This window comes from Polaromonas sp. P1_G4 (assembly GCF_056405475.1).
Window position 1 is genome coordinate 1 of record NZ_JBFUCA010000313.1, and the last position, 5,091, is coordinate 5,091.

At 63.0% G+C, this 5,091-nt stretch carries 5 protein-coding genes and 1 pseudogene; all 6 read left to right on the top strand.

The genetic code is table 11. The features are described 5' to 3' along the window. Nucleotides 1–300 (top strand): annotated as a pseudogene (locus AC1D1X_RS15300) (amino acid ABC transporter substrate-binding protein); the annotation flags it as partial. A 73-nt stretch (nt 301–373) separates the two neighbouring features. Then, a complete protein-coding gene (locus AC1D1X_RS15305; protein WP_477668181.1) occupies nt 374–1,162 on the top strand; it encodes an amino acid ABC transporter ATP-binding protein in 789 nt (262 codons plus the stop codon). Next, nucleotides 1,162–1,818 carry an amino acid ABC transporter permease gene (locus AC1D1X_RS15310; RefSeq protein ID WP_477668182.1) on the top strand — a complete coding sequence of 219 codons (657 nt, stop codon included), beginning with the start codon at nt 1,162–1,164 and terminating at the stop codon, nt 1,816–1,818. Before AC1D1X_RS15305 ends, AC1D1X_RS15310 begins: the two co-directional genes overlap by 1 nt. Next, on the top strand, nt 1,815–2,501 hold the full coding sequence (locus AC1D1X_RS15315; RefSeq protein WP_477668183.1) for an amino acid ABC transporter permease: 687 nt from the start codon (nt 1,815–1,817) through the stop codon (nt 2,499–2,501). The genes AC1D1X_RS15310 and AC1D1X_RS15315 overlap by 4 nt, the downstream gene beginning before the upstream one ends. Next, on the top strand, nt 2,498–3,931 hold the full coding sequence (locus AC1D1X_RS15320; protein WP_477668184.1) for an amidase: 1,434 nt from the start codon (nt 2,498–2,500) through the stop codon (nt 3,929–3,931). Before AC1D1X_RS15315 ends, AC1D1X_RS15320 begins: the two co-directional genes overlap by 4 nt. Nucleotides 3,932–4,036: 105 nt before the next feature. Continuing rightward, the gene (locus AC1D1X_RS15325) at nt 4,037–5,017 is read left to right on the top strand and encodes a lysylphosphatidylglycerol synthase domain-containing protein (protein ID WP_477668185.1); all 981 of its coding nucleotides are present in this window, start codon (nt 4,037–4,039) and stop codon (nt 5,015–5,017) included. The last annotated feature ends 74 nt before the right edge of the window (nt 5,018–5,091 follow it).

Genomic DNA, 5,091 nt, shown 5'->3' on the forward strand with positions numbered 1-5,091 from the left:
CAGTACGCCATTTCGCGTAACCCGCAGTGGAAGCTCAAGTTCAACGCCTTTGTTGACAACAACCCGGACTACCCCCTGCTCACCGGGCTGGGCCAGGTGGTGTTTGGCCTGAACAAGGACAACCCGGAACTCGCCAAGGCCGTGAACGCGGAAATCGCCAAGCTCTGGCAGAGCTGTGAGCTCAAAAAGATCGGCGGCAAATACGGCCTGGTGCAAGACGTCTGGTACGTGCCCGTGGGCCAGAACTTCCGCGCCGGCGTAGACCGCCCTGCCGACTGGAAATTGCCGTCCTGCAAGTAAGCCCTTCGAAGCATGGATACAGGCGAACGCGTGTTTTTCTCATGCGTTCGTCTGCGTCAAAAAACTGAACCCAATGAACAACACACTGTTAAAAGTCGACGGGCTGAAAAAAAGCTACGGCCCGCTCGAAGTGCTCAAGGGAATTTCCTTTGACCTGCGTAAAGGCGAAACCCTTTCGCTGATCGGGCCCAGCGGCTCCGGAAAGTCGACCTGCCTGCGCTGCCTGAATTTTCTGGAGCAGCCGGGCGAAGGCGCCATCGTGCTTGACGGTGAACGGATAGGCCAGGTGCCAACCCGGCACGGCGGGTTCCGCTTCATGAATGACCGCGAACTCGCGCCGCAGCGCCGCGAGATCGGCATGGTGTTCCAGTTGTTTTACTTGTGGCCGCACCTGAACGTTCGCGACAACGTGGCCCTGGGCTCCATCAAGGCCGGTGGCATGTCGAAACCCGAAGCGTATGAGCTTGCCGACGCCATGCTGGAGAAGGTTCACCTTTCCAGCAAGGCAGATGAATACCCGGAACGATTGTCCGGAGGGCAACAGCAGCGCGTGGCCATTGCCAGGGCCCTGGCCCAGCAGCCCAAGCTCATTCTTTTTGACGAGCCAACCTCTGCGCTTGACCCGGAGCTGGTCGGCGAGGTGCTCACCGTGATTCGTGAGCTGGCCGAAGAGGGCCGCTCGATGATTCTGGTTACGCACGAAATCCGCTTTGCCAGGGACGTGGCAGACCGCGTGATCTTTATGGACGGCGGCCACATTGTTGAGCAGGGCCCCGCTGTCGATGTCATCAACAACCCGCAGCTGGAACGCACCCGCAGCTTTCTCGGCCAGGTGGCGGACAACCCGGGGCTGGCCAGGTGATGGAACAGCTTGGAATTTTCGGGGGCATCCTCGCCGTGCTGGTGGGTGGCGCGGTCACTGCCGCGGTGGTGGCCCTGGGTGCTTTCGTCATTGCGCTGGCGGGCGGAATGCTGCTGGCGGTGACGGTCACTTTCGCACGTTTTCGTTTGCTGAAGCTGGCCATTGCCACCTACATCGAATGGATGCGCAACGTTCCGGCATTGGCCCACCTCTTCGTAATCTATTTCGGGCTGGCGGCCGTCGGCATACGGCTCTCGCCGCTGGTGGCGGCAATTTTGGGCCTGGGGCTGGTTGGGGCGGCGGTGTTGTGCGACGTGTTTGTCGCCGGGCTCAAGTGCCTGCACGCCGGCCAGCGCGAGGCCGCCCTTTCCGTCGGAATGACACCGCGGCAGGCGCTGATTCACATCCTTCTTCCACAAATGCTGCGGGTGACGTGGCCATCCCTCGGCAACTACACCAGCCAGCTGCTCAAAGACACGTCCATCGCTTCTGCGATTGCCGCGCCGGAAATCATGTTTTTTGCCAGGAACCTGGTGACCTCCACTTTTGAAACCACTTTGATCTATCTTGCCGCCATGCTGTTGTATGCGGCCATGGTGCTGCCGGTCAGCTGGGGATTTGCCAAGGCCGAAAGCCGCATGGAGAACAAGCGATGAACAGTTTTTTTGCGGTCTTCCTGCAATACTGGCCCGACTGGGCTCCCCGCCTTGCAGAGGCGGCCAAAGTAACGGCAAAGCTGTCATCTGCGGGCTTTGTGATGGCCCTGCTTCTGGGCGCGGCCCTGGCGGCCATGATCCGCAGCGGCCGGCCGGCCCTGCGCTTTGCCGCCAACTTCTTCATTCAGTTCGTGCGCACCGTGCCCTTGCTCGCGCTGCTGCTGGCACTCTACTTTGCGTTGCCGCCGCTCGGGCTTACGCTGCCGGGCTTCTGGGCCGGGGTGATCGGGTTGGGCCTGCACGGCGCGGCGTATGTTGCCGAGATTTTGCGCGGAGGCCTGCAGTCGATTCACCGCGGGCAGCGCGAAGCAGCCCTGGCCGTTGGCCTGGCGCCGCACCAGGTGTTTATGCATGTGGTGTTTCCCCAGGCGCTGCGCGTCATGCTGCCACCCTTGCTGAACACCTATGTGGCGCTGTTAAAAGACAGCTCGCTGTGCGCACTGATCGCCACGGACGAGCTGATGCTGACGGCGCGGGCCATGTCCAGCGAGTTCTTCCTGCCCCTGCACATATTCCTGCTGGTGGGCGCCTTTTACTTTGCCATTGCCTTTCCCTTGTCAATGCTTTCGCGCGCGCTGGAAAAGCGCCTCTCGCGCGGCCGGCGGGTCATGGGTGCTGCATGACCTCCATCGCCAATTCCTCTCTCAACACATCGCTTGCCTACGCCTCCATGGAGCAGACGCTCGAAGCGCTTGCCAGCGGAGAGACCAACAGCGAAACACTGGTCGAAAACCAGCTCTCGCGCATAGACGCCTTTGACGCCAAGCTGCACGCCTATGTAGACCTCTATGCAGATGAAGCCTTGCAGGCCGCCCGCGGCCTGGACAAGCTCAGGCAGGCCGGCTTCACGGTGGGCCCGCTGCATGGTGTGACCATTGCCGTCAAAGACCTTTTTGAAATTAAAGGCCACGCCATCACCGCGGGTTCCAGATCGCTCCCGCCGCGCACCTCCACCGTCACAGCGACGGTGGTCGACCGGTTGAGGGCAGCCGGCGCCATCGTGCTGGGGAAAACACACACGGTGGAATTTGCCTTTGGCGGCTGGGGAACCAATACTTCCATGGGCACACCCTGGAACCCCTGGGACCTTGAAACCCACCGTGTGCCCGGCGGCTCCAGCAGCGGCTCGGCCGTGGCGGTTTCGGCGGGCATGGCCAGCGCAGCGCTGGGCACGGACACCGGCGGCTCCGTTCGCATTCCGGCCGGGCTCTGCGGGCTGGTGGGGCTGAAAACGACACATGGTCTGATCAGCCGCTACGGCCTGATTGACCTGTGCCCCACGCATGACACGGTGGGGCCCATCACGCGGACCGTGAAGGATTGCGCAACGCTGCTGGACGTGCTGGCGGGGCCCGACCCGCAGGACGCGGCATCCCGCTTTTCGCCCTCGCGTTCGGTTTCAAAAGAGATTGAAAAAGATGTCAGGGGAATGCGGGTCTGGACCCTGCCCAGAGCTGAACGCGAAGACGTGGACCCGGAAGTGCTGAAGGCTTATGACAGGTCTCTTTCCGTGTTCACCGGGCTTGGCATGACCCTGGTGGACAAGCCGCTTCCGCAAAGCCTGGCGCAATCCATGCGCATTGCAGGCAGCCTGATGAGCGCCGAAGGCTATGCCAATCTCGGCACGCTTTTCGAGCGCAATGAGCTGGAGTTTGACCCGAACATCAAGCGGCGGATCATGCTGGGCCGGGACATCGGGGCCGCCCAGTACATCACCCTGCTGCGCGACCGTGAGTCTGCGAAAGCCGCGATGCTGGACGCCATGGACGGCGTCGACGTTTGTGTATTTCCGACCAATGCCATTACCGCCATTCCCGTCAGCGAGGTCGACGAACTGGCCACGCCGCTGTCAAGGTTCGGGCGCTTTGTGAACCTGCTTGATTTGTGTTCGGTTGCCGTTCCTGCGGGGCTTTCTGACGGCGGGCTTCCGGTTTCGATTCAAGTGATCGGGCGGCCCTTCGCCGAGCCCACGATATTGCGCGCAGCGTTTGCGTTTGAGAAGGCAACGCCATGGAACCGCCTGCATCCCGCAGGCCTTGAGCTGGAGCGCTGAAGGGGCGGCGCTGCAGCGTGGTGGGCCACCGTCGGTTTTCGCCTACAAAAATCAGCGCCAGCCTCGCTGGAGTTCGCTTTGTGCCTTGCTGAAAATGCACTGATCATGCCCAGCACTGCGGCTCACCTTCCCGACAGCACGTCCCCGGCAGCCGCAACGTCGCTGTGGCCGCGCATCCGCCGCTGGGTGTTTCCTGCGCTGGGCATCGTCGTCCTGGGTTTGCTGGTTTCCCATGCCCACAAGGTGGACTGGGAAGGCGCCTGGCAAACGCTGCGGCGCTACTCGCCTCTTTTGCTGCTTGCGGTGCTGGGCCTGGCCACGGCCAGCCATGCGCTGTATGGGTGCTTTGACCTGATAGGTCGGCAGCACACGCGCCACAAGCTGCCGCGCCTGCAGACCTGGGCCATTGCGGTCACCAGCTATGCCTTTAACCTGAACCTGGGCTCGCTGGTCGGCGGGGTGGCGCTGCGGGCGCGGCTGTATGCGCGGGCCGGGTTGGACGAAGCCGCCATTGCGCAGATCGTGGGCTTGAGCCTTGCAACCAACTGGCTGGGCTATGGGTTGGTGGCGGGGAGCCTCTTTGCTGCTGGCGCCATTGCACCGCCCAGCCAGGCACACATTGGCGCCGCGGCGCTGCGCCTGCTGGGCGTGGTGATGGTGCTGATTGCACTGGGCTACGTGGTGGCGTGCGCGTTGGCGCGCGGGCACGTGTGGCGGGTGCGCGGGCGGCGGCTGAAGCTGCCTTCCGCGCAGCTGGCCCTGGTGCAGCTCGGCATTTCGGCCAGCAACTGGGCACTGATGGGCGCGGCCATGTATTTGCTGCTGGGCCAGCAAGTGCCTTACACCACGGTGCTGGGCGTGCTGATGGCGGCGTCCATCGTGGGGGTGATCATGCCGATCCCCGGCGGGCTGGGTGTGCTGGAGGCGGTCTACCTGGCGCTGCTGTCGGGGAGCGTGCGCCAGGGGGCACTGATGGGCGCGGTGCTGGCCTACCGCGCGCTTTACTACCTGTTGCCGCTGGCGGGCGGGCTGGTGCTGTATGCGCTGCTGGAGCGGTATGCGTCAACCCACGCTGAAGCCCATTAGCCGAGGTACCGCCTGGTGATCGACATGGCGAGCATGACGGTTGTTGCCGTCCCCTCGATTGCTATCAATAACGT